At 61.3% G+C, this 25,229-nt stretch carries 18 protein-coding genes; 16 read left to right on the forward strand and 2 right to left on the reverse strand.

Annotated features, from left to right (window positions below; translation table 11 throughout):
- Nucleotides 1–116 precede the first annotated feature (116 nt).
- The 11 genes from HY30_RS01985 to HY30_RS02035 all read left to right on the forward strand — a co-directional run bounded on the left by HY30_RS01985 (nt 117) and on the right by HY30_RS02035 (nt 14,636).
- Entirely contained in the window at nt 117–1,952 is a 1,836-nt protein-coding gene (locus HY30_RS01985) for an ABC transporter ATP-binding protein (RefSeq protein WP_034736826.1), read from the forward strand.
- A 109-nt stretch (nt 1,953–2,061) separates the two neighbouring features.
- Nucleotides 2,062–3,105, forward strand: a complete 1,044-nt coding sequence (locus tag HY30_RS18965) for a sensor histidine kinase (RefSeq protein WP_051614646.1) — start codon at nt 2,062–2,064, stop codon at nt 3,103–3,105.
- 2 nt (nt 3,106–3,107) lie between these two features.
- Nucleotides 3,108–3,473: a response regulator gene (locus tag HY30_RS01995; RefSeq protein WP_051614648.1), complete on the forward strand. Its 366-nt coding sequence runs from the start codon at nt 3,108–3,110 to the stop codon at nt 3,471–3,473.
- 187 nt (nt 3,474–3,660) lie between these two features.
- Nucleotides 3,661–4,863: a threonine ammonia-lyase gene (locus HY30_RS02000; protein ID WP_034736832.1), complete on the forward strand. Its 1,203-nt coding sequence runs from the start codon at nt 3,661–3,663 to the stop codon at nt 4,861–4,863.
- 72 nt (nt 4,864–4,935) lie between these two features.
- Nucleotides 4,936–5,820, forward strand: a complete 885-nt coding sequence (locus HY30_RS02005; RefSeq protein WP_051614650.1) for an FKBP-type peptidyl-prolyl cis-trans isomerase — start codon at nt 4,936–4,938, stop codon at nt 5,818–5,820.
- Nucleotides 5,821–5,846: 26 nt separating this feature from the next.
- Complete coding sequence (gene cysQ / locus HY30_RS02010) at nt 5,847–6,635, forward strand: 3'(2'),5'-bisphosphate nucleotidase CysQ (RefSeq protein WP_034736336.1); 789 nt, start codon at nt 5,847–5,849, stop codon at nt 6,633–6,635.
- A gap of 60 nt (nt 6,636–6,695) precedes the next feature.
- Complete coding sequence (glmM, locus tag HY30_RS02015) at nt 6,696–8,036, forward strand: phosphoglucosamine mutase (RefSeq protein WP_034736337.1); 1,341 nt, start codon at nt 6,696–6,698, stop codon at nt 8,034–8,036.
- Between the two features lie 181 nt (nt 8,037–8,217).
- Nucleotides 8,218–10,077, forward strand: coding sequence for an AMP-binding protein (locus HY30_RS02020; RefSeq protein ID WP_034736338.1), 1,860 nt, complete (start codon nt 8,218–8,220; stop codon nt 10,075–10,077).
- Nucleotides 10,078–10,147: 70 nt separating this feature from the next.
- A complete protein-coding gene (locus HY30_RS02025) occupies nt 10,148–11,038 on the forward strand; it encodes a hypothetical protein (RefSeq protein ID WP_034736340.1) in 891 nt (296 codons plus the stop codon).
- A gap of 120 nt (nt 11,039–11,158) precedes the next feature.
- Nucleotides 11,159–12,115 carry an alpha/beta hydrolase gene (locus HY30_RS02030; protein ID WP_034736342.1) on the forward strand — a complete coding sequence of 319 codons (957 nt, stop codon included), beginning with the start codon at nt 11,159–11,161 and terminating at the stop codon, nt 12,113–12,115.
- A gap of 178 nt (nt 12,116–12,293) precedes the next feature.
- Nucleotides 12,294–14,636, forward strand: coding sequence for a TonB-dependent receptor (locus HY30_RS02035; RefSeq protein ID WP_034736345.1), 2,343 nt, complete (start codon nt 12,294–12,296; stop codon nt 14,634–14,636).
- Nucleotides 14,637–14,715: 79 nt separating this feature from the next.
- Here HY30_RS02035 and HY30_RS02040 read toward each other — a convergent pair whose 3' ends face one another.
- Entirely contained in the window at nt 14,716–17,598 is a 2,883-nt protein-coding gene (locus HY30_RS02040; RefSeq protein ID WP_034736347.1) for a TonB-dependent receptor plug domain-containing protein, read from the reverse strand.
- A 196-nt stretch (nt 17,599–17,794) separates the two neighbouring features.
- On the opposite strand from HY30_RS02040, the gene HY30_RS02045 reads away from it, so the two are divergent.
- Complete coding sequence (locus tag HY30_RS02045; RefSeq protein ID WP_034736350.1) at nt 17,795–19,207, forward strand: protein adenylyltransferase SelO family protein; 1,413 nt, start codon at nt 17,795–17,797, stop codon at nt 19,205–19,207.
- Nucleotides 19,208–19,301: 94 nt separating this feature from the next.
- Complete coding sequence (locus tag HY30_RS02050) at nt 19,302–20,474, forward strand: CaiB/BaiF CoA transferase family protein (RefSeq protein ID WP_034736353.1); 1,173 nt, start codon at nt 19,302–19,304, stop codon at nt 20,472–20,474.
- Here HY30_RS02050 and HY30_RS02055 read toward each other — a convergent pair.
- Entirely contained in the window at nt 20,471–21,439 is a 969-nt protein-coding gene (locus HY30_RS02055; RefSeq protein WP_034736356.1) for a DMT family transporter, read from the reverse strand. The two genes, HY30_RS02050 and HY30_RS02055, sit on opposite strands and share 4 nt — an antisense overlap.
- A 238-nt stretch (nt 21,440–21,677) precedes the next feature.
- On the opposite strand from HY30_RS02055, the gene gap reads away from it, so the two are divergent.
- From gap to HY30_RS02070, 3 genes are all read left to right on the forward strand, one after another.
- Nucleotides 21,678–22,688, forward strand: coding sequence for a type I glyceraldehyde-3-phosphate dehydrogenase (gene gap / locus HY30_RS02060; protein ID WP_034736359.1), 1,011 nt, complete (start codon nt 21,678–21,680; stop codon nt 22,686–22,688).
- A gap of 13 nt (nt 22,689–22,701) precedes the next feature.
- Entirely contained in the window at nt 22,702–23,895 is a 1,194-nt protein-coding gene (locus tag HY30_RS02065) for a phosphoglycerate kinase (protein WP_034736362.1), read from the forward strand.
- Between the two features lie 312 nt (nt 23,896–24,207).
- A complete protein-coding gene (locus HY30_RS02070; RefSeq protein ID WP_034736365.1) occupies nt 24,208–25,101 on the forward strand; it encodes a fructose bisphosphate aldolase in 894 nt (297 codons plus the stop codon).
- Nucleotides 25,102–25,229: the final 128 nt, after the last annotated feature.

Below are 25,229 nucleotides of genomic sequence, written 5' to 3' on the forward strand. Positions count from 1 at the left end.
CCGCTGTTACTCCCGGAAGCAGCGGCCGTCATACTGAACCGCGCCCCGCAAGGGCGCGGTTTTTTTGTGCATTGAAATCATTGCACATGTCGGCTCCCGATGTAGAGATTGCGGGCATGAGCATACTTTCCGTGAATGACCTAGTGGTCGATTTCGACACGCCCGACGGCCTTGTGCACGCCGTGCGCGGTATCAGTTTTGATGTGGCTGAAGGCGAATGCCTCGGCATTGTCGGCGAAAGCGGATCGGGCAAGAGCCAGACGGCCCTTGCCGCGCTTGGCCTCCTGGCCGGAAATGGAACGGCCACGGGCCATATCGATTTCAACGGCACCAATATGCTGGATGCCCCCATCGAGGCCCTGCGCAAGATACGCGGCGCCCAGATGTCGATGATATTCCAGGATCCCCTGACCAGCCTGACCCCCCACATGACCGTCGGCGCGCAGATGCGCGAAGTCCTGGCGCTGCATAAGGGCATCAAGGGCGAGGAAGCCGACAAGCGCTGCGTGGAATGGCTGGAAAATGTGCGTATTCCGGAAGCCGCCCGGCGCATGGACCAGTTCCCGCATGAGCTCTCCGGCGGCATGCGCCAGCGCGTGATGATCGCCATCGCAATGCTCTGCAATCCGCGCCTGTTGCTGGCCGACGAACCGACAACGGCGCTTGATGTCACCGTTCAGGCCCAGGTCCTCGACCTGATGAATGACCTCAAGCGCGATACCGGCACAGGCATCGCCCTCATCACGCATGACATGGGCGTCGTTGCCCGCATGTGCGACCGCGTGATCGTCATGCGCCACGGCGAGATCGTCGAGCGCGGCACGGTCGACGAGATTTTCTACAATCCCCAGCACGCCTATACCAAGATGCTCCTCGAAGCCGTGCCCCGGATCGACCAGCCGGATCGGCGCGGCCGCCCGACGCTTGGCCCTGCGCCGGATGTGTCAGTCAAACCCGTTCTCGAAGTCGATGACATGAAGATTCACTTCCCCATCCGGGTGAAGGGCGGTCTTTTTGGCAAGACAAAGCCGCTCAAGGCGGTCAACGGCGTCTCGTTCGACCTGCGCCCCGGCGAAACGCTGGGCGTCGTCGGGGAATCCGGCTGCGGCAAGTCCACGCTCGCGCGCGGCGTCCTGCGTCTGATCCCGCCGACCGACGGCAAGGTCGCCTGGCTCGGCAAGGACATCACCAAGGCTGGCAAGTCCGAGATGGACGGCCTGCGCGATGACCTGCAGATCGTTTTTCAGGATCCGCTCGCCAGCCTTGACCCGCGCATGACCATCGGCGCCTCGATTGCCGAACCCCTTCAGGTGCATGAGCCCCGCCTCACCCGCGCCGAACGTGACGAGCGCGTCCAGGCGATCATGCCCCGCGTCGGCCTCGACCCTGCCCTGATCAACCGCTACCCGCATGAACTGTCAGGCGGCCAGAACCAGCGCGTCGGCATTGCCCGCGCGATGATCCTGAAGCCGAAACTGGTTATCTGCGACGAGGCCGTCTCGGCGCTCGATGTGTCCGTACAGGCACAGGTTGTCGACCTGCTGATTGAACTGCAGAAGGAATTCGGCCTCGCCATGATCTTCATCAGCCACGACCTCTCGGTCGTGCGCGAGATCAGCCACCGCGTGATGGTTCTCTATCTCGGGCGCATTGTGGAACTCGCCGGCCGCACCGCCATCTATGAGGATGCCCGCCATCCGTACACGAAGGCCCTGATCGCCGCCGTCCCGGCCGCTGACCCGAAACTCGAACGCACCCGCGAGCGCATCAAGCTGACCGGCGACCTGCCGAGCCCGCTGGACAGCCGGGCCCCGCTCCGTTTCCTGAAGTCGAAGCGTGTGGACGATCCTGATGCCGAACAATACCAGCCACAACTCATCGAGATCGCGCCAGGACATATGGTTGCCGAGCATGACGCGATCCTCGGCAGCGAAGGCCTGTATGCCAGCTGACAGTCGGCACGCCGCACCACGGATTCATAACATGCGTTATTCCGGAATTTCTCAAAATGGTTAGAGTGCGGATCGCTCATCCCTGTCCGGAGCTCCAATAGGCCAACCGATGCACAAGATCAGACCCAAGCCGCCGACCGAGACCGACCGCATTGACCGGCCTGTTCCAGGCCCGTTCGATTTCAAGCAAGCCTTCGAGCTTTCACCGAGCCCCCTGATGATCCTGAACAGGGATCTCGACTATGTTTACGCAAACGCTGCCTATCTGGTGACCACAGGCTGTACCCTGTCGGAAATACAGGGCCGCCATGTGTTCGAGGCTTTTCCCGAAACTGAGGAACGTACAGCACTGTTCAAGGCCGCCTTCGAGCAGGCGCTTGATGGCACCGAGAACGTCCTGATGACCGAGCCCTATGCCATCCCGGTTGATGGTGGCGGCATGCGCGAAATAGTCTGGATCTGCACGCAAATCCCCCTTCGCAATGCTGCGGGAGAGGTCGAATACGTGATGCAGAACGCCGTGGACATCACCGAGAAATATCATAGCGAGCAGGAAAACCGTGTCCTCTTGCGCGAACTGGACCACCGGGTGAAGAACTCGCTCGCCACAATGCAGGCTGTTACCCGCATGTCCCTCGTCGACTCCAAATCGATGCAGGAGGCACGTGACGACCTTCTGGCCCGCATGCATGCCATGTCCGAAGTCCAGAACCTGCTGGTCGAACGCAACTGGGCCGGCTCGAACATCGAAGCCGTGCTCTCGAATGCCCTCAAGCCCTTTGGCTACGAGTCTGATGGTGCCTCGCGCATCACACTGGATGGCCCGCATGCCCTGGTCACCGCCAAACAGGCCCAGGCCCTCTCCATGGCGCTGCACGAGCTGGCAACCAATGCCGCCAAGTATGGCGCACTCTCCAATGATGAAGGAACCGTCCATGTCGCCTGGACGTTCAACGAAACGAACGGCTCGCATTTCGACCTGACCTGGCAGGAGTCCGATGGTCCGGTTGTGACAAAGCCAACCCGCAGGGGTTTCGGGACGACGATGCTGACCCGGATCCTCGCACAGGAAATTAATGGCGACCTATCACTTGATTACAAGCCCGACGGTTTAGTTTGTAAAATGGAAGGGTGGCTCGAGAACGGAAACTGACAATGACTGCCAGCCGAATATTCATTGTCGAGGACGAAGCCATCCTCCTCTGCGATCTCGAAGACATCGTCACGCACCTTGGGTATGACCTCGCTGGCAGCGCCACCAGCCTCGACGAGGCCATGGACAAACTCAGGGACGGTCAGAAACCAGACATTGCCCTGCTCGATCTCAACCTGAACGGCACGCCAAGCGACCCGATCGCCGACTATCTGATCGCCGCCAACGTGCCCATCCTCTTCGTCTCCGGCTATGGTCGCCGGGGCCTCGCCGAACGCTTCAGCGCCTGCCATGTCCTCCAGAAGCCCTATGATGAGACCAAGCTGGCGAATGCCCTTGGCCGCCTGATCGCCGGCGAAGCCCCCTGAAACACCGCTGAACGGACTCAAAACGGTCCCTGAAGTCCCCCGATTGTCCCCGGAACGGTCAGCGAATGGTCCGGGAATACCCACGGAACGACCTGCATTTCCCCGCCTTGCCCTTGCGAGGCTGGGAGAATAGGGTGCGCCGACTTCAACCGGGACCCCTGAAATGCCTGATACACTGACCTCCACCCTGCCCGTGACCCTGTCTGACATCGAAGCCGCCGCGCGCGTCCTCGAAGGCCAGATTGTGCATACGCCAATGCACTATTCACGGACACTGTCAGCGATTACCGGGGCCGAAGTCTGGGTGAAGTTCGAGAACCTCCAGTTCACCGCTGCCTTCAAGGAACGCGGCGCCCTGAACCGTCTCACCCACCTGTCGGAAGCCCAGCGCAAGGCAGGCGTCATCGCCGCCTCAGCCGGCAACCATTCCCAGGGCGTGGCCTATCATTCCCGTCGCCTCGGCATCCCCGCCACGATCGTGATGCCCCGCACGACACCCTTCAGCAAGGTCGAGCAGACCCGCAGCCATGGCGCAGAGATCGTGCTGCACGGCCTGAACTTCGACGAAGCCAAGGCCGAAGCCTATAATATCTGCCAGCGCGAAGGCCTGACCTTCATCCACCCCTTTGATGACCCCCATGTCATGGCCGGTCAGGGCACCGTTGCGCTCGAAATGCTCGCACAGAACCCAGAACTCGACACCCTGATCGTACCCATCGGCGGTGGCGGCCTCATCTCCGGCATGGCGATTGCCGCCAAGGGCATCAATCCGAACATCAGCATCGTCGGCGTGCAGGCCTCCATGTACCCGGCCATGCTGTGCGAAATCGAAGGCCGGGATGTCCATGTCGGCGGCGCCACGATTGCCGAAGGCATTGCCGTGCGCGATGTCGGCCGCCTGCCACTGCAGGTCGTGCGCGATCTGGTCGACGAGATCCTTCTGGTCGAGGAAGAACACCTCGAACAGGCCATCACACTCTATGTGAACGTCGAAAAGACAGTCGCGGAAGGGGCTGGCGCTGCCGGCCTCGCGGCCCTGCTCGCGCATCCGGGCAAGTTCAAGGGCAAGAAGGTCGGCCTCGTGCTCTGCGGCGGCAATATCGACACGCGCCTTCTGGCATCCGTGCTCACGCGCGCCCTCGTGCGCGAGAAACGCCTCGCCTCCATCCGCATCATCGGCGACGACCGGCCGGGCCTGCTCGCGCTGGTCTCCAAGATCATCGGCGACAATGGCGCCAATATCATGGAAGTCGCTCACAACCGCCTCGCGCTGGATGTGCCGGCCAAGGGCGCCGAGTTCGATATCCTCATCGAAACGCGCGACAGCCAGCACACGCAGGACGTGATCGATGCCCTCACCGCCGAAGGTTACCCGCCGCGCCCCCTGTAGCGTTAAGGTGACTTGGGCCTCAAAGCGCCCTAGACCCGCGCCGAAACTGAACCAGACGGAGCCTGACCCGAGATGATCCGCACATTCGCTGCAGCCTGCGCTGCCCTCTTCATGATCGCTGCCTGCAGCCAGTCCAAGGAAATCGCCGACGTGAACGCGCCATTCGAAAAATACCTGCCATGGGATGCCAACGGAAAGGACGTGAAGTCCGCCGAAGGTGGCCTGCAATATATCGTGCTGAACGAAGGCCCGAAGGACGGCAAGTCGCCCGTGCCGACCGATATGGTGCGCGTCAATTATGATGGCCGCACAGCAGCAGGCGAAAAGTTCGACAGCTCCTTTGATCGCGGCCAGCCAGCCTCCTTCAAGCTGAACCAGGTCATTCCGGGCTGGACGCAGGGCCTGCAGCTGATGAGCGAAGGCGATGACTACCTGTTCTTCATCCCGAACAACCTTGCGTATGGCAACACGGCGCGCGGCAATGTCATCAAGGCCGGCGACGACCTGGTCTTCCGCGTCAACCTTCTGGAAGTGATGGAGCCCAAGACGGCCGATGCCGCCGCCTGGAAGAAATACATGCCATGGGATTCCAGCCTGCCCGAGGTCAAGAAAACCAAATCGGGTCTTGAATATGTCGTGCTCGCCAGCGGCGATCCCTCAGGCCCGTCACCGGAAAACGGCGAAATGGTCGCCGTCTATTATGACGGCCGTCTCGCCGAAAACGGCGAACAGTTCGACAGCTCCTATGAGCGTGGCGCGCCGGAAGTCTTCCCGTCCAACCAGCTCATCCCCGGCTGGGTTGAGGCGCTCTCGATGATGAAGCCCGGCGACCGCTGGATGGTCTATATCCCGGCTGACCTCGGCTATGGCGCTGCCGGCACGCCCGGCGGCCCGATCCCGCCGAACGCAGCGCTTCAGTTTGAAGTCGAACTCATGGACGTGATGAAACGCGGCTAAGGCCACGCGCAAGGTAGAATACCGATATGGCCATTACCGCCGATACACTCGCCCGGATCGCGCTCGACGCCGGCAAGCTCATCATGGACATCTATGAGAGCGATTTTGACGTCGCCCAAAAGGGCGATGCCTCGCCCGTGACCGAAGCCGATCAGAAAGCCGAGACACTGATCCTGGCCGAACTTGCAAAGGCAGATCCGCATCTTCTGGTCGTCGCCGAAGAAGCCGCCAGCGAAGGCAATGTGCCGGACCATGGCCCGCGCTTCGCCCTCGTCGATCCACTTGACGGCACGCGCGAGTTCGTCAGCAAGAACGGCGAATTCACCGTAAACATTGCAATCATCGAGCACGGGCGTCCCGTCATGGGCGTCGTCTATGCGCCTGCCCGCGATCGTTTGTTTGTCGCCGAGAGCCATAATTCGGGCTGGCAGGCCAGTGCCAAGCCCGGCGGCGCTGTGCCGACAGAGCGCACGCCGCTGCGCATCCGCCCCTGCCCCGCAGCAGGCGTCACCGCCATCGCCTCGAAATCACACCGCACGCCGGAAACCGACGTCTGGCTGGACAAGCACAATGTTAGCGAAACGCTCAGCGCCGGCTCGTCCCTGAAATTCTGCCTGATCGCAGCGGGAGAAGCCGACCTCTATCCCCGCATGGGTCGCACGATGGAATGGGATACAGCTGCGGGCCAGGCCGTGGTCGAGGCCGCTGGCGGCCGCGTCCTGACAGAAGACGGCGCGCCTCTCCTCTATGGCAAACGCGAGCGCGGCTATGACAACCCGCACTTCATTGTCTATGGCGATGTGACCCCCTGCTGAAGCGGGCTCTCGATCAAGCGACTTAATTCTGCCAAGAAACGTGCAGGGAGAAGAAAGCGCATGGCACGTCAATATTTCGGAACCGACGGCATTCGTGGCCGCGTGAACCAGAAGCCGATGACGGCGGAAACGGCACTCCGGCTCGCCATCGCCACGGCGCGCACCTTTGCGCCGGATGGAACCGGTACAGTTGTCATTGGTCGCGACACGCGCCGCTCCGGCGAGATGATCGAGGCGGCCCTTATCGCCGGCCTCACCAGCATGGGCCTGACACCCCAGCTCGCCGGCATCGTGCCAACGCCCGCCATCGCCATGACAACCCGCGTCTCCGGCGCCCGGTTCGGCCTGATGGTGTCAGCCTCGCACAACAAATACGAAGACAATGGCATCAAGCTCTTCAGTCCCGAGGGCCTGAAGTTTGATGACACGACCGAAGAAGCGCTGGAAGCCGCCATGGCGACTGCTTTTGACGGCACCTTCGCTGCCCCCGCCCTGATCTCCACGCCCCAACGGATGGCAGGTGTTGGCGACGACTATGTCCGCAGCTGCCTCGCCACCGTGAGTTCCAGCAACAAGATCCACGGCATGAAAGTCGTCCTGGACTGCGCCCATGGCGCAGGCTTCGAGGTTGCACCGGAAGCCCTGCTCCATTGCGGCGCCGACCTCAGGGTCATCGGCGCGGGGCCCGACGGCGTGAACATAAATGCAGGGCACGGATCGACTGACACTGCCGCCCTGAAAGCCGCTGTTCTCGACGCGCGCGCCGATATCGGCCTTGCCCTCGACGGTGATGCGGACCGTATCATCGTGGTTGACGAGACAGGCACCGAGATCGATGGCGATCAGATTATGGCCCTGATCGTGCGCGAGCTGCACGCGAGCGGGCGGCTCAAGGGCGGCGGCATGGTCTCCACCGTCATGTCGAACATGGGCCTCGATCAGTACATGCAATCGCTTGGCCTGACGCTCGCCCGCACGAAAGTCGGCGACCGTTATGTCGGCGAGCACATGCGCGCCCATGGTTTCAATTTCGGTGGCGAGCCCTCCGGCCACATCATCCTCTCGGATGTCTCCACAACCGGCGACGGCCTGCTGGCCGGCCTGCATGTGCTCTCCATCCTCGCCGAGAGTGGTCAGAAAATGTCAGAGCTCGGACGGGTGTTTACCCCCGCCCCGCAGGAACTGGTCAATATCCGTTACGCGGGCGCCAATCCGATGACCAGCGACCGCGTAAAGGCCGCCCTCACCGAGGCCGAAACCCTGATGGGCGCGCGCGGGCGCATGGTGGTGCGCAAGTCGGGCACGGAACCGCTTATCCGCGTCATGGCCGAAGCGCTCGAGGAAGACCTGATGAAACAGGGCCTCCAGATTGTTGTCGAGGCGGTGAAGGCGGCATCCTGAGCCCCCGCACCCTGTCAGGAATGCTAGGACCTGACGTAGCGGCGACGGGCCATTCCGCACAAACTAACCCGACGTCACCGGCCCATTTGGCCCTGCCAGCGCACCGTGGACGCTAGCCAATATGCGCGTTTCAAATACACTGGGAAAAACAAGACAATCATATCCTAGGGAGTACGCAGCCATGGCCGAAGGTCAGACCTTGCCGCCATTTCGCCTGTTGCCGATGAAGGCGCCGGACATCCAGATGACCCGCGCTGAAGGCGGCGTCATCTATGTGACTCCGCGCCAGGCCCCCGGCGACCGCCCCAGGACGATCCCGCATTGCCTCGATGAACGGGCAGCGGAACACCCGGATCGTCCCTTCCTGAGAGAGAAGGATCCCGCCACGGGCGAATGGCAGACGCTCACCTATGGCGAAGCAAAGTCGATCACGGACGGTCTCGCGCAGGCCTTCCTCGACATGGGCGCCGGCCCCGACGCACCGGTCATGATCCTGTCCGGCAACTCGACGCGCGCTGCCATGGTCATCCTCGCAGCGCAAAAGATCGGCGCGCCTGCCGCACCGATCTCGGTCCCCTATTCACTCATGTCCACGGACCATGAGAAACTGAAACACTGCTTCGGCGCCGTAAAACCCGCCATCATTTTCGCGGAGCAATACGAGCCCTTCCGAAAAGCCATCAGCGCCCTCAATGCCGGTGCTTGTCACATCTTCTCCGCCGATCCGGCGGGCGAGAACAGCGTGCGCCATTATGACGACCTTGTTGCAACCGAGCCCACAGACGCTGTCGCCAGCGCCATGGCCAGGCTTGATGATGCCTCCATCGCGAAATACCTGTTCACCTCCGGCTCCACCGGCCTGCCGAAACCCGTGCCGACCACGCAAGGCGCCATGTGCGCCATGATTGGCGGACAGGAAGGCCTGCGCGACGATGCGCGCGACCCTGAATACAATCCGGACCTGATTCCCAACGTCCTCGACTGGTTGCCCTGGAACCACATTTCCGGCTCGAATGTGAACTTCAATGGCGCCATCTGGAACGGCGCAACCTTCTGGATCGACGACGGCAAGCCCACCCCTGCCCTCTTTCAGCGCACGATCGACAATATCCGCGATTGTTCGCCCTCTTCCTTCGGCACGGCGCCCATCGCCCTTGCCATGCTGGCAGATGCCATGGAGGCGGATGACGCGCTGCTCGCAGCCTTCTTCAAGAACATGCGGTCCATCGGCTATGGGGGCGCGACGCTGTCGGACGATCTCTATGATCGCCTGCAGGCGCTCGCGATCAAGGCCACGGGGCGTCGTATCCCCATCATCACCATGTATGGCGCCACCGAAACGCAAGGCATCACTGTGGTCCATTGGGAAGCCGAGCGTGTCGGCCTGATCGGCCTGCCCCTTCCGGGCATGACGCTCAAGCTCGTGCCGAACGGCGCCAAGCTCGAAGTGCGCGTCAAGGGCCCGTCCGTCATGTCCGGCTACCTCGACAGCCCCAAGAAGAATGCCGAAGTGTTCGACGAGGAAGGCTATTACTGCCTTGGCGACGCCGTCACCTTCGTGGACGAGGACCACCCCGAGAAAGGCCTCGTCTTTGACGGACGTGTCGGCGAGGACTTCAAGCTCTCCTCAGGCACATGGGTCAGCGTCGGCACATTGCGGCCCGACTTCGTGGCCGCCTGTTCACCCCTCATCTTCGATGCCGTCATCGCCGGCCAGGACAAGGACTATGCGGCCGTCATGGTCTGGCCCTCCCAGGCCGTCATGGAACAATATGTGAAAGTCGCCGGCGGAGACAGGGAACGCGCGCTGAAAACGTTCACGGACGAACTCGCGCACAAGGCCAAGGCCTTCAACGCAGGCGAACCCGGTTCGTCCCGCCGGCTGAAACGCCTTCTCGTACTGACCGAGCCTCCATCGATCGACGCAGGCGAAATCACCGACAAAGGCTATGTGAACCAGCGCCTGGTGATTGACCGACGCGCCGACCTGGTCTCCCGCATCTATTCGGATCCACTGGCAGACGGTGTCGTCCAGCTTTAGTCCGTCTGCCTCTTAAAGCCTTGTCAGGCTTTTCAAATTAGGCTGCCCATCACTTGTGGAGGGACGCCATATGACGTTCGATGCCCGCGGTGGCAAAGGCCCTGCGATCAGCAGCAACGCCCTGTTCGCCTGCGCGGTTGTTGCCGTCGTGGGCGGCGCCTTTCTGGCCGTTCTGAATTTTCCGGCTTCGTCTGAGAAAGGCGAGGCACCTCAGGCCATTGTCGCTTTAGCAGGGACGGAGTCCTTGCAGGCGCCGGACGGCTTCTCATCCAGACCTGCGACATACTATTTTGAGACCCTTGCCCGCCTTGATCCGTCCGCCTCGGCCAGCCTCCAGTCGCGCCTGGGGAAGGCTGACGGAAAGACAGGTGGGGATCACGCCGATATCGTTCTGATACATGGCGCGGCCCTGCTGAAGGAACGCGCCACAGACCTCGCCCAGGCCGACACAAGCCACATCGACGGCATCCTCGTCATGACGCGGGATCGCCTGAAATCTGCCTCGCGCGCGGGCAATATATGGTGCGACGGCAACCAGTATGCCGATCTGGATGAAAGTGCCCTGCGCAATCCTGCCGCCTTTGAACAGAGTTTCGCCCGCCTTGAGGGACCGCTCCAGGATTACGGTTTCGAACTGATGGCGCATCTCCTGCTAGCGGCAGATGATGGGGCCCGCAATCCGGTCGCGCGGGGCCCTGTCACCCATGCGGACAAGGCCGCCCTGCAAGGTGTTGTCATGTCCATGCTGTCGGATCCGCAAGTCGTGCCGCTGATAATGGCCGCCCAGACAAGCGCGGATCCAGACGAACTCAGGCGCAAGCTCAACGTTTGCGAACTCGGCGCGACGGCCATGACAGCACTCAAGACCCTGCCTCAGGATACCAAGGGACGCGTCTTTGCCGATCTTGTGAAACAACTGGCTGAAGGGAATGCGGACCTTGCTGGTCTGACCCATTATTAGGCCTGTCTGCGCCCCTATCCGATCAGGTCAAAGCGGCGCGCATCAACGATTTTCACGAAACCCTCGCGTCGCCGGGAATTCTGCCTTCACAAGGCCCGGTTTCGAACCCATCTTGCCGCCATGACGCTCGACGAATCCTTTCGGCACTTTCTTGACCGGTTCCAGATACCGGACCTGGCTCATCTTGACTGGAAGAGCTCGACCGACAAGCTGCGCCAGCAATTCCACGTCGCGAGCCGCGCCATCGAGCGCGATGCCCCGGAAATGGCCGACATCTCCCACGTGAAGGTCGAAGGCGCCGCCGGGCCGCTCAAGGCCCGACTCTACACGCCCCTTGGCGCCGGGATGCCGCCCGGGCCCGGAATTGTCTTCTTCCATGGCGGCGGCTTCATGCTGGGCGATCTCGACAGCCACGACATGGTTTGCAAGCGCTTGGCTGAAGGTGCCCGCAGCCGGGTGATCGCCATCGACTACCGGCTCGCACCCGAACACACTTTTCCCGCCGCACATGAGGATGCGCTGGCCGCGTGGAACTGGATCGTCACGCATGCCGAACAACTCGGCCTTGATCCGGACCGTCTCGCCGTCAGCGGTGATAGTGCAGGCGGCAACCTGTCCGCCTATCTCGCGCAGGAAATGAACCGCACCGGCGGCCCCAGGCCCGCATTCCAGTTGCTGCTCTATCCCCTGGTTCAGTTTGTCGACATCCGGACGAAGAAAATGAGCTTCCAGGAAGGTGGCTTTTTCATATCCGCCAACCTGTTCGAGTATTTCCGGGACAGCTATATCGCCGATGAAAGCCAGCGGATGGACGTGCGTGTCTCGCCCCTCTTTGCAGGCCCGGACGCCTTCAAGGGCCTTCCACCGGCCCATTTCGTGCTCTGCGGCTGGGATCCGCTGAAGGATGAAGGCCTCGCCTATGCCGACAAGATGGCCAGTTTTGGTGTGCCCGTGACGGTTCGCGAACATGCTGGCATGGTGCACGGCTTCATGAACATGACAGCCTTATCCGACACCGTTCGTCTGGCAATACGCGATGCCGGTCATGTGGCTGGGCGAGCTTTGGGCGCTGTTTAACGGACTACCCATTAGAAATCCTAAACTCACCGTTGCATATTTGAGACGGTCATCCAATAAATTGCATACCGGTGAGGAGTACACCTTTTATGAGGGTCTCGCTGCGTCATATGCAGTGCTTGCGCCCCCCTCCCAGAGTCCTCGGGTTGCAGTAAATATAATCTAGAGGAAACACAGAATGAAATTCAGAAACATGCTGGCCCTGTCAGCATCTGCAATTGTATTTGCCGCCGGTGCAGCCGTTGCACAGGATCAGGACGCCGAATCAACACGCGAAAACGCCGTTTCCCGTGTCCTTGGCACCGTCACCGTTACCGCCACCAAGAAAGCCAATGTCGAGAACGTCCAGGACGTTCCGGTTGCCGTTTCGGCCTTCAACAGCGACACGCTGGATGCGCTGAACGTCACGACGCTCGAAAGCCTGAGCTATTCGGCGCCGAACGTCTCGCTTGACGATGTTGGCACGTCGCGCGGTACGGCCAACTTCGCCATCCGCGGCCTTGGCGTGAACTCGTCCATCCCATCGATCGACCCGGCCGTCGGCGTCTTCATTGACGGCGTCTATCTCGGCATCAACAGCGGTGTCGTCGTCGACCTGTTCGACATCGACAGCATTGAGATCCTGCGCGGCCCGCAAGGCCTCCTGTTCGGTCGCAATACGACCGGCGGCGCAGTTGTCGTCAACACCGGCAACCCAACCGACGAATTCCACTACAAGGTCCGCGCCAGCGTGGACGGCCCAGTCGATGGAGATCGCGGCGGCGCCAACTCGACCATTCAGGGCGTCATCTCCGGCCCGCTGATCGAAGGCAAGCTGAACGGCAAGTTCGGCATCGCCTACAATTCGGATGCCGGCTACTTCAAGAACCAGTTCAACGGCGATAACCACGGCGAGATTCAGGCCACGACCTATCGCGGCGCCCTCGAATACATGCCAACGGATACGCTCACCTTCCTCGGCAAGCTCGAGTACAACAAGTCGCGCGGCGACGGCCCGACCGGTCAGAACCGTGCCTACTTTGACCGCGACACGTTCGACTTCTCGATCAACAATCCGGGCCTCGGCGAAAGCGAAACCACGTTCGGCTCGCTCAAGACCGATCTCGATGTCGATTTCGGCAATGGCGTGATCACGAACATCTTCGGTTACCGCAAGTATGACGGCGTCTCGAGCGGCGACATCGACGCCACACCGTTCACCCTGTTCCATTCCGACGCCGAACTGGCGCAGGAACAGTTCTCCGACGAGCTTCGCTACGCCGGTACGTTCGGCAAGGCTGACGTCACGACCGGTCTCTACTATTTCGAACAGACGCTCGATTATACCGAGATCCGCAATCTGCCGACCACCCGTCCTGCCGCCCTTCCGGCCTCGGTCCCGTGGGGCTTCTACGGCGGTGGTAGCCTTGAGCACTCCGTCTTCGGCGCCTTTGCGAACGTCGACTACTCGCTCACGGACAAGCTGATCGCGACCGTCGGTGTGCGCTACTCGACCGAAGAGAAATCGGCTGACGTCGTGTACATTCGTCCCCGCTTCCCCTGTAGCGTTGTCAGCGGCTCTTGCTCTGCCGAGGGCACCAACGACCTGATCACGCTTCTGACCGGCGGTGCAGTTGCCGAACCGAACGGCTTCAGCGACTCCGACAAGTGGTCGAACTGGACACCGAAACTCGGCCTGCAATACTTCTGGTCCGACAATGTCCAGACTTACGCCCTCTACACCAAGGGCTTCCGTTCGGGCGGTTACAACTTCCGCATCACCGACCTGCCGATCTTCCAGCAGTTCGTCGCGCAGACGGGCAGCCTTGGCTTTGACGAGGAAGAAGTCGATTCCTACGAACTCGGCTTCAAGGCGCAAAGCGAAGATGGCCGCATCCAGGTCAACGGCGCAACATTCGTGACCGAGATTGCAAACATGCAGCGCGAAGTGAACACCGCTGGTGCCTCGGGCGTCGTCCAGAACATCATCAACACGGCTGATGGTTCCATCTTCGGTATCGAAGTCGATGGCCGCTTTGCCTTCACGGACTCCCTGCTTGGCACGTTCAATGTCGGCATGATGGACGCGAAGTATGATGACGTGTTCTTCGACCTCACCGGCGACGGCGTGATCGATACGACTGACCTGAACCTTGACCTGCCACGTGTGCCGGAACTGACCTATGGCTTCGGCATCATCAAGGACTTCGACCTTGGTGCGAACGGCGCTGTTGTTGCCACGGCAAACTTCCAGCACCGCGACAAGATCGCCTACACGGACAGCAACTTCGGCTGGATCCAGGAAGCCGACATGGTCGACGTCGATCTGACATGGGAAACGCCTGTCGATGGCCTCTCGGCCTCCATCTACGGCAAGAACCTGCTCGACGAAGTCCAGGCCGGCAACGAAACGCAGCTGCCGTTCCCGGGACCAAACTCGACCGGCGTCAACCTGCCCTACCAGGACTATCCTGCAGGCGGCACATTCTCGCCGCTCAAGAAGGGCCGTCTGGTCGGTGTCGAGCTGACCTACTCCTACTGATCGCTTCGGCGTTCATAAGTCCAAATGGAAAGGGCGGCCCTTGGGCCGCCCTTTTTTATTCTGAAGTGTTTGATCCGGCTTAGTTGCCCGAACCGCCAAACCGCTTGGTGAGGCTGATCTTGAACGTCCGACCGAATGGGTTGTGCGTGTAAGGATCGTAGTTGACATCGAAGGCCGCGAATGGCGGATCTTCATCCGTCACGTTGACCACCGAGAGACCGAAGTCGAAACCACCAAGCATTTCGCTCTGCAGGTTGTAGAACAGGTCAAACGTTGTCTGGCTGTCGATTTTCGCGCCAACACCGCCACGGGCAGCCGGGGCACGTTCATCCTTGTAGCTATCGATGTGACGCATCACGACGCGGAAATTGTGGCCCCCGAGTGCATAGTTTGCAAACAGGTTCGCTTTCCACTGCGGCATTGACCGGGTGAAGTTGCCCCGGTTGAACTGGCCGACATAATCGCCCCCGCCGATTGGCAGGCCTTCAACGAAGTAAGGATCGACCTTGTACTCGATGATGTACGTGCCGTCGGCACCCACCGAGAACTCGGCATTGTTCGACATGTCCCAGCTATGCTGCAGACGCAGATCGACACCGGATGTCTGGATATCCGGACCATTGGTGATATTCGTCCGGACCCGCGAGATCTGGTTAGCCGCAGGCACAGCCGCCGGATCGTTGAATGTGATCCGTGTCAGGATTGGGTTGTCGAAGTCACCGGCATTGATGGCCGCAACCGCCGCGTTCACAATGTTCGACTGCTCTTCCACGATGACCGGATCGGAGAAGTCGAAATTGTAATAGTCGAGCGAGGCGAAGAAGTTGTTCACTTCATAGATGCCACCGAGGTTGAAGCTGAACGCCGATTCCGGCTTGAGGGCCGGGTTGCCGAACGTATCAACTGCCTTGAAGGCCGAAGCGGCGGAGATGAACTGCAGTGTCGTTCCGACGCCGCCCAACTGGTTCAGCGTTGGCCCCTTGAAGGAGGTCTGGGCCGAACCGCGCAGGGCGAAATTGTCCGTCACATCCCATTTGGCGGCCACTTTCGGGTCGAAGGTCGAACCGATGTCACCACCATAATCCTCGTAACGAACGGCAAACTGCATGTTCAGGTTGTCATAGAGTGGCACCTGAAGTTCGCCGAAGACAGCATAGATCGTCTGGTCTTCGTCAGCAGGGGTCGTGCCAGCGAGGAACGAGTAGGGCCCCGTTCCACCGGGTCCCGGCGTCACGGTCAGGTCGGTCAGATCCGATGGGTCGACCTTGTAGCTTTCGCGGCGAACCTGGACACCCGCAGCCCAGCCAACGGCACCGCCTGCGGCCTGCACGTTGCTCTCACCCGAAAGGACGCCATCAAACACCAGCAGGTCTGTCTTCGCGATGGTCACACTGCCATCGGTCATCCAGTCAGCCAGCGTAACCGAGTTTTCAAGACCCGGCACATAGTTCGGGTTAGGTGCACCCGTAACGCCGCTTTGGATGATGCCATTGGAGAACGGGTTGTAATATTCGCAGGTTCCTGCGCCAGCGACGAGCGTACCGCTATAGCCCGGTGCATAGGGCACCGTGCCTGTTGCCGGGTCGAAACCCGTGTTCGGATCCGTACACACACCAAAGCCGCGAAGGGCTGATGTCAGGCCAACGATATAGGTATCATTGGTCAGGCGTTCGCTTTCCGTCGAGGAGTAGCTGAGCGCTGCATCATAATGCACACCATTGTCGAAATCGCCGACATAGGAGCCCGAACCGCGCCATGTTTCGCTGGTACGATAGCCTTCCTGTGCGCCGCCCGTGCCGGGGAACCCGCCCCAACCGAAGGTACGACCGATGAACAAGGCGCCAATCGTGCCTGCCGGGAATGCACCCGGATTGTCAGCCGCGTATTGCTGGAAGCCGGGATGGCTTGCCAGAAGAACCTGTTTGGTCAGCGACTGTGGCGGATAGGATGGCGATGTCTTCCATGTCGGAACATCCGAATGCGCATAGAGCAGTTCGAAATGCAGCTCTGCACCATTCGAGAGGTTTCGGTTATATTCGGAGAAGATCTGGTAACGCTCTTCTTCCTCGACCAGGTTGTCATAGTTGGTGAACTGGAAACGGCAGGTTCCCGCGACAACGATACCGCCAACATCCTCACAACCGGAATCGTTGATGGCGCCGCCAATCGGCCCGAGACCTGTCGCAGTCACGCCGAGCGGAACATAATAGCCCGGATTGGACAGGGACGACCAACCACCGACCGGGTTCTGGTCATAAGGCAGGACGGCCCAGTCTTTTTCGCTGAGCAGCACTTCGCTACGCTTGTTATAGCCAACCGATGTGACCCAGCTGAAATTCTGGCCCTGCAAGCCATAGGCAGCCGAAAGGTCATAGTCGCCATCGGACCCGTCAAACGTTGAAAAAGACCCGCCGACTTCAAAGCCGTCGAGATCGCGGTTCGTGATGAAGTTCACAACGCCGGCAATGGCGTCAGAACCGTAAAGGGCCGCAGCACCGTCTTTCAGCACTTCAATCCGGCCAATGGCCGCTGTCGGAATATTGTTCGTGTCGACGAACAGCTGTGCCTGCTCACCGATCGAATAGGGGTGATAGGTCTGGCGGTGGCCGTTGATCAGCACCAGCGTCCGTGCGGGGCCAAGGCCGCGCAGGTTGATGTTCGACGTGCCCTCAAGGCCGTTCGACGAGAACTGGTTCGTTTGTCCGTCCACGCCCGAAGACGGGCCGAGGTTGCGGATCAGTTCCGTGATGGAAGGCTGGCCTTCCAGTTTCAGGTCGCCGGCTGTCAGAACGTCCACCGGCAGGGCGGCGTCTTCCGGCGTCCCCTGGATGAATGAACCGGTCACCGTGACCGTCGATAATTTCCGTGTACCGTCATCCGCTTCTTCCTGCGCAAAGGCGGGCAGAGCCGTCACAAGCGCAAGGGCAGACGCCCCCAGCACCAATCGTGTGGTTAATCTCATTTGGTTTCCTCCGTTTATACCCTGTGATCCGCTCCGGATTATGTGTTCCGGATGTCGACCTCACCGACCTGTAACCTTAGCTTCATCTTTCCGCCGCGATAGGCACGACCTGTGCTGCACTGCAATATTGCAAATCAGCCATGCATTACAGCAAATCTATTGCGTAACCGGCTGAATTCAGGTCAAAAATGAATGGATGTTGCGCGACCAGCCCTCCCCCGCCCCCTTTCTTGCGCTGGCAGATCATTTCGCAGATGCGGTAGAACCGGCAAATTTTCCGGCCCATGTGTTGCGCTTTCGCAACCGTCGCTGGTCAAAACATCTCGGCCTCGATGATCTGGCTGATGCCGCATGGCTGAACCACTTCGCCCGATTCGAGCCCCTGCCCGGAAACCTGCAGCACCCATTGGCGATGCGCTATCACGGGCACCAGTTCGGAACCTACAATCCACAGTTGGGAGACGGGCGCGGATTCCTCTACGCACAGGTGCGGGACGGAGCTGGAAACCTCTTCGATCTCGGCACCAAGGGCTCCGGCCAGACACCCTGGTCGCGACAGGGTGATGGCCGCCTGACGCTCAAGGGCGGCGTGCGCGAGATCCTGGCCGCAACCTATCTCGAAGCGCTCGGCGTGCACACATCCAAGGCCTTCAGCCTCGTCGAAACCGGCGAACAGCTTGCCCGCAATGACGAGCCCTCCCCCACACGCGGCAGCGTTCTCGTGCGCCTCTCGGAAAGTCATGTCCGCTTCGGCACGTTCCAGCGCTGCGCCTATTATGACGACCGTGAAGGCCTCGCCCGTCTCGTCGACTATTGCATTGCCGAGTTCCACCCTGACGCCGACGCCCCGGAGATGGCCACAAAGGCCGTGAACCTGCTCACCGCCATCACACGCGCCACCGCCGCCATGATCGGCCAGTGGATGGCCGCCGGCTTCGTGCACGGCGTCATGAACACCGACAATTTCAACGTCACCGGCGAGACATTCGATTTCGGCCCGTGGCGCTTCCTGCCCGTGTCAGACCCGAACTTCACCGCCGCCTATTTCGACCAGAACGGTCTCTACAGTTTCGGTCGCCAGCCCACGCAGGGCGCCTGGGCGCTGCAGCAACTCGCCTCCTCCCTCCTGCCGCTCGCCGACGCCGAAGACCTCGCCAAGGGCCTCGCGCCCTATGAGGCGGCCTACCAGCAATCCTTCGCCGCCCACACGCACCAGCTGCTCGGGCTCCATGGCTCCGGCGACCTGCGCACCGACCTCACCTTCCTCCAGGCCTTCTATGGCTGGATGACCACAAGCGGCGCCTCCTGGCCGCAAACCTTCTTCGACCTCTATGGCGGCGAGGCGAGCGACACCCGCCTGAAAGCCTCGCCCCAGGCCGCGCTCTATCAGACGGAAAGCTTCGCCCCGGTCCGCGAGTTTATCACCGCGCGTGAGGCCACCCATGCAGACCGCCTCACCCTCCCCTATTTCCAGGCCGACGCCCCCGTCACCCTACTGATTGAGGATGTCGAATCCCTCTGGGCGCCGATCGCCGCCGAGGATGACTGGTCCGCCTTCGAGACCAAGCTGGCGCATCTCGAAGCCGCGCGCCTCGCCCTCGCGCCCTGACCCTGCGTTCGGCCTTGTTGCCCCCGGCGCGCCCCCTTACGGTCACCCGGAATAACCCCGGAACGGTCCGGGAATACCCCAAGAGTCCCCCGCAATGACCCATGAAGTCCCCAAAGGCCCCCTGTCAGGCATCAAGATTGTCGACATGAGTTCCGTCGTGCTCGGCCCCTTCGCCACGCTGATCTTCGGCGATCTCGGCGCCGATGTGGTCAAGGTCGAGGCAGGCCAGAAAGGCAAGGCGGGCGACATGATGCGCTATGCCGGCGCCTCCCCCACAGGCGATCTCGGCCCCATCTACACCGCGCTCAATCGCAACAAACGCTCCATCGTCCTCGACGCCCAGACAGACGCCGGAAAGGCCGCCCTGACGGCGCTTCTCAAGGAGGCCGATGTCTTCTTCCACAATGTCCGCCTCGCCGGAATGGACCGTCTCGGCTTCGGCTATGAGGCCGTCAAAGCCATCAACCCTGACATCATATACGTCCACTGCGCGGGCTTCGGCACGGGCGGCGAATATGAACACCGCCAGGCCTATGACGACCTCATCCAGGGCGCCTCGGGCTTTGCCGCACTCAACGCCATGCGCTCCGGCGGCGCGCCGGAATACGCCCCCTCCCTCGTCGCCGACAAGACGGTTGGATTGTTCGCCACCTATGCAACGCTTGCCGCGCTGTTTCACCGGGAGCGTACGGGCCGTGGCCAGTTCGTTCAGGTGCCAATGCTCGAAAGCTTTACCTTCTTCAACATGGTGGAAAATCTCTACGGAGAGACCTTCATTCCGGGCAATGGCCGCCTCGCCTACACCCGCTCCATCAATGCCAACCGCAAGCCCTACCCCACAAGGGACGGCTATATCGGACTCGTCCCCTATTCCGATCAGCAATGGGAACAGTTCTTCACCATTGGTGGCCGCCCCGACGTCTTCCAGGACCCGCGCTTCTCCACCTATGCCGCCCGCACCGAACACGTCACCGAGCTCTATGCCCTGATCGAGGAAGTGGCCGCCACCAAGACAACCGATGAATGGCTCGTCCTGCTGGACGCGGCGAACATCCCGGCCATGCGCTACAACACGATGGAAGCCGTGCTGACAGACCCGCATCTGCAACAGGTCGGCTTCTTCGAGGAGCGCGTCCACGCCGTCGCCGGCGCCTATCGCTCGATGAAGCATCCGGTCAAATTCTCTGACAGCCCCGCCAGCACCCGGCTCGATCCGCCCTGCCTTGGCGCTGATACCGAAACCATCCTCGAAAGCCTCGGCCTTTAGGCCGAGCGCTTTCCGCCGCCGCCATTGCGGGCGAGCCAGACACCGCCAAGGATCAGCGCAAACCCTGCCAGCGCATTCCAGCTCTGCGTCTCGCCGAACAGGAAGTAGCCGAGAATGGCGGCGACAACCGGGATGGAATATCCCGTCAGCGAGAGAAAGGTCGCCGACGTACGCGCGATCAGCAGCATATAAAGCGCCTGCGCGAACGCGGTCGGCCCGAGCCCCAGTCCCGCCACGGCGAGCCAGTTCGACCACCCCGCATTCACCTCGCCGGGATCGACAAGGAAAACCAGGGGCCACGAGACAACCGCGGCAACCGTTACGAAAGCCGTTGCAAACGGTATCGCCCGCATGACCGGCGCGCCGCGTGCAATCAGGCTCGACATCGCGTAGGCCATTGTTGCGCCCATCAGCATCAGCTGCGCCAGCGCCGTGGCCGAACCGAGCCCCTTCATGGCCTCAGGTCCGAACAGGCAGGCCACGCCGCCAAATCCGATCAGGACGCCCAGCAGGGAGCCCGCTGTCATCCGCTCGTCGCGAAACATGAAATGCGCGCCAATCGCCACGAAAATCGGAACGGCCGATGTATAGAGCGCCGCAAGGCTTGAATTGACCACTTCCTGCGCCGTCGTGATCAGGAAGAAGGGCACGACCGAGCCAACCAGCCCCATCCCGACAATGGCGCTCCAGCGGCGACGGTCAGTGAAAGGCGGCGGGCGCTGGCGCGTCGCCAGCATCACACACCACAAGGCCACGGCCCCGATGGTCAGGCGCGCCGAGATCACCCATTCCGGTGGCAGGCCCACGTCAGCATGGCCCTTGTCGACCGCGATGCGCGTGAAAAGGTAAGCACTGGCCCAGATCAGGCTTAGCAACCAGAACAGCACCCAGTCGCCCAGCGTTCGCCCGGCAGGGCTTGCCGGCGCCAAGGTCGGAATATTCGCGTCTGGAACGTCTGCCGTCACCCTCGAACCTCTCAAAACAGGCCCTCAGGCAATACAGGTGCCTCAGTGCAAGTCCATGCAAATTTTGCACGGAACTTGCAAGCCGCGTCTCCCAATACCGGCTCTGGCTGAAACACGCTCCGGAATACCTGGTTTTGCGGCTCGATACCGCAGGTCATCCGGGTGGACGGGCGGGCCTCAGCATCGTAAAGGGCCTGCAAAGTCGCAGCTAATATCCCGTCTGAGGAGAATAATTAAAATGGCAATACGTGTCGCAATCAATGGCTTCGGTCGTATCGGACGTCTCGTCCTTCGCTCCATCATCGAGCATGACCGCAAGGACATCGAAGTCGTCGCCATCAACGACCTCGGCCCCGTTGCTACAAACGCTCACCTTTTGCGCTTCGACTCCGTCCATGGCCGCTTCCCGGCTGACGTCCAGGTCGATGGCGACAAGATCGTCATCAATGGCAAGCCGATCCTCGTGACCGCCATCCGCGACCCGAAAGACCTTCCGCACCGCGAACTCGACATCGATATCGCAATGGAATGCACCGGCATCTTCGCCGACAAGGAAAAGGCCTCGGCCCACCTTGCTGCCGGCGCCAAGCGCGTGCTCGTGTCCGCGCCAGCCACCAATGCCGACAAGACCATCGTCTTCGGCGTCAACCACGAGACGCTGACCAAGGACGACATGGTCGTCTCGAACGCCTCGTGCACCACGAACTGCCTCTCGCCTGTTGCCAAGGTCCTCAACGATCTGGTCGGCATCGAAAAGGGCATGATGACCACGATCCACTCCTACACCAATGACCAGCCTTCGCTCGACCAGATGCACAAGGATCTCTACCGGGGCCGCGCTGCAGCCCTCTCGATGATCCCGACATCCACGGGCGCTGCCAAGGCCGTCGGCCTCGTACTGCCGGAACTCAAGGGCAAGCTGGACGGTATTTCGGTCCGCGTGCCGACCCCGAACGTCTCCGTTGTCGACCTGAAATTCGTCGCCAAGCGCAAGACAACGCCGGAAGAGATCAACAACGCGATCATCGCTGCGGCCAACGAAGGCCCGATGAAAGGTGTTCTCGGTTTCACCGACCAGCCGAACGTCTCATGCGACTTCATCCACGATAACCGCTCGTCGATCTTCCACCTAGATCAGACCAAGGTCATGGACGGCAATTTCGTCTCGATCCTCACCTGGTATGACAATGAATGGGGTTTCGCGACCCGCATGAGCGACACCGCGCTCGTGATGGCGAAATTCCTTTAGGAGCCTGCAGGCGATGACCTTCAAACGCATCGCCGACGCCGGCGACCTCACTGGCAAGACCGCCCTCGTGCGCGTTGATTTCAACGTGCCGATGGACAAGGGCCTTGTCACCGATGACACCCGCCTGCGTTCTGCCGTGGAAACGGTCCAGACGCTGCGCACCCACGGCGCCAAGGTTGTGCTGCTTGCACACTTTGGTCGCCCCAAGGGCCAGCGCGTGGCCGAGATGAGCCTTGCGCCCATCGCCGGCGCCTTTTCCAAGGTGCTCGGTTCGAATGTCAGCTTCGTCGCTGATTGCCGGGGCGACCATGTGAAGGCGGCGATTGCCGACCTGGCACCGGCCGGCGTGATCCTGCTCGAAAACACCCGCTTCCTCCCCGGCGAGGAAAAGGGCGACATGGAGCTGGCCAAGGAAATGGCCGCGCTTGGCGATATCTATGTCAACGACGCCTTCTCGGCGGCTCACCGCCGCCATGTCTCGACTGCCGTGCTCGCTGAAATCATGCCCGCCTATGCGGGCGCGGCGATGGAACGCGAACTCGACGCCCTCGACAAGGCGCTCGGCAATCCGGAGAAGCCCGTGCTGGCCGTTGTTGGCGGCGCCAAGGTCTCCTCCAAGATCGACCTTCTCAAAAACCTCGTGACGCAGGTCGACATGCTCGCCATCGGCGGCGGCATGGCCAATACGTTCCTTGCCGCGCGGGGCCATTCTGTCGGCAAGTCGCTCTGCGAGCATGATCTCGCCGATACGGCCCGCGAGATCGAGACCATCGCCAAGGCCAATGGCTGTGAGATCCTCCTGCCCGTCGATCTCGTCGTGGCAAAAGAATTCGCCGCCAATGCCGCCAACCGCACCTGCGGCCTCGACGACGTTGCCGATGACGAAATGATCCTCGACGCCGGCCCGCAAACCGTCGCGGCCCTCGGCGCAGCCATGGACACAGCCAAGACGCTCGTCTGGAACGGCCCGCTTGGCGCCTTCGAGATGACCCCGTTCGACACGGCCACCGTCGCAGCCGCGCAGTCCGCCGCCAGGCTCGCCAAGGCTGGCAAGCTGGTCGCCGTTGCCGGCGGCGGCGACACGGTCGCTGCCCTCAACCATGCAGGCGTCGCAGACGATTTCACATTCGTGTCGACCGCTGGCGGCGCCTTCCTGGAATGGATGGAAGGCAAGCCCCTTCCCGGCGTGGATGCCCTCAAGGGCTGAGCCTGATTGGCACACCCTGCGGCAAATCGCGCAGGGCCACGATAATGGTAGCGATCACATTTCGGCGCGGTTCGATTTACCCGAAATCGGACTGTGCCGGAATTGGGCGGTCATCATTCCGATTTACGGCGCACTCCCCTCACCGGACTGTGCCGAAACCGTCCAAATCCGAGCAAATGCAGCGATTTCGTCGGTTCAGGAAGATGCACAGCCGGTCCTGTTGACGCCACATTTGGGCACGGTACTTGAAAGCAACTGCCTGCAAACAACCAAGCAGGTCCCCCCACAATGAGTTTTGACGCGGTATTGAACATGGATAAGACACAGATGGCCGAGCAGGCCGCTCACAAGGACGGCTTTATCGCCGCACTCGACCAGTCGGGCGGTTCCACGCCGAAGGCGCTGCGCCTTTATGGCGTCGAGGAGAGCGAATACGCCAACGACGAGGAAATGTTCGGCAAGATCCACGAGATGCGCGCCCGCATCATCAAGTCCCCCGCCTTCACCGGCGAAAAGGTCATGGGCGCGATCCTGTTCGAACGCACGATGGACGGCGAAATCGACGGCGTACCGACCGCTGAATATCTCTGGAACGAGCGCAATGTCGTCCCGTTCCTGAAAGTCGACAAGGGCCTCGCCGATGAGGCCGACGGCGTCCAGCTCATGAAGCCGATGCCCGAGCTTGACCACCTGCTCGAGCGCGCCGTCGCCAAGGGCATCTTCGGCACCAAGATGCGTTCGGTCATCAACGCCGCAAATCCGGTGGGCATCGCCGCCGTTGTCGCCCAGCAGTTTGACGTCGGCCGCCAGATTCTCGGCCACGGTCTGATGCCGATCATCGAGCCGGAAGTCACGATCACCATCGACGACAAGGCCGAAGCCGAAGACATCCTCCTTGCCGAGATCACCAAGCAGCTCGACGCGCTCGCCGCCGACAAGCAGGTCATGCTCAAGCTGTCTCTTCCCGAGAAAGCCAACCAGTACAAATCGCTCTGCCAGCACCCACGGGTCATGCGCGTCGTTGCCCTTTCGGGCGGCTACAGCCGCGAAGAGGCAAACGACAAGCTCTCGTCAAACACCGGCATGATCGCCAGCTTCTCGCGCGCCCTGACCGAAGGCCTCTCGGCCAAGCAAAGCGACGCAGACTTTGACCGCACGCTCGCGGCCACGATTGACGGCATCTTCCAGGCTTCCAAAGCCGGCTGATCTTTAGCCGGATTGTTTTTGAAAAGGCGGTCTTCGGGCCGCCTTTTTTTGTTGCGCCGCCTGGGCTGGACACCAGCGCGCTGGCAGGACAAGTTGCCGTGCATATCAAGGCGGCGTTCCCTGGGGGA

It is taken from the genome of Hyphomonas chukchiensis, from assembly GCF_000682695.1.
Taxonomy (GTDB): Bacteria; Pseudomonadota; Alphaproteobacteria; order Caulobacterales; family Hyphomonadaceae; genus Hyphomonas; species Hyphomonas chukchiensis.

Bases quoted from the DNA above. Each gene is read 5' to 3' on its own strand.
- HY30_RS02020 (WP_034736338.1), top strand. From the start codon at position 8,218: ATGGCCGAAGGTCAGACCTTGCCGCCATTTCGCCTGTTGCCGATGAAG.
- cysQ (WP_034736336.1), top strand. From the start codon at position 5,847: ATGGCCATTACCGCCGATACACTCGCCCGGATCGCGCTCGACGCCGGC.
- HY30_RS02040 (WP_034736347.1), bottom strand. From the start codon at position 17,598: ATGAGATTAACCACACGATTGGTGCTGGGGGCGTCTGCCCTTGCGCTT.
- HY30_RS01985 (WP_034736826.1), top strand. From the start codon at position 117: ATGAGCATACTTTCCGTGAATGACCTAGTGGTCGATTTCGACACGCCC.
- HY30_RS02035 (WP_034736345.1), top strand. From the start codon at position 12,294: ATGAAATTCAGAAACATGCTGGCCCTGTCAGCATCTGCAATTGTATTT.
- gap (WP_034736359.1), top strand. From the start codon at position 21,678: ATGGCAATACGTGTCGCAATCAATGGCTTCGGTCGTATCGGACGTCTC.
- HY30_RS02050 (WP_034736353.1), top strand. From the start codon at position 19,302: ATGACCCATGAAGTCCCCAAAGGCCCCCTGTCAGGCATCAAGATTGTC.
- HY30_RS02025 (WP_034736340.1), top strand. From the start codon at position 10,148: ATGACGTTCGATGCCCGCGGTGGCAAAGGCCCTGCGATCAGCAGCAAC.
- HY30_RS02030 (WP_034736342.1), top strand. From the start codon at position 11,159: ATGACGCTCGACGAATCCTTTCGGCACTTTCTTGACCGGTTCCAGATA.
- HY30_RS02065 (WP_034736362.1), top strand. From the start codon at position 22,702: ATGACCTTCAAACGCATCGCCGACGCCGGCGACCTCACTGGCAAGACC.
- HY30_RS02070 (WP_034736365.1), top strand. From the start codon at position 24,208: ATGGATAAGACACAGATGGCCGAGCAGGCCGCTCACAAGGACGGCTTT.
- HY30_RS02005 (WP_051614650.1), top strand. From the start codon at position 4,936: ATGATCCGCACATTCGCTGCAGCCTGCGCTGCCCTCTTCATGATCGCT.
- HY30_RS01995 (WP_051614648.1), top strand. From the start codon at position 3,108: ATGACTGCCAGCCGAATATTCATTGTCGAGGACGAAGCCATCCTCCTC.
- HY30_RS18965 (WP_051614646.1), top strand. From the start codon at position 2,062: ATGCACAAGATCAGACCCAAGCCGCCGACCGAGACCGACCGCATTGAC.
- HY30_RS02045 (WP_034736350.1), top strand. From the start codon at position 17,795: ATGTTGCGCGACCAGCCCTCCCCCGCCCCCTTTCTTGCGCTGGCAGAT.
- glmM (WP_034736337.1), top strand. From the start codon at position 6,696: ATGGCACGTCAATATTTCGGAACCGACGGCATTCGTGGCCGCGTGAAC.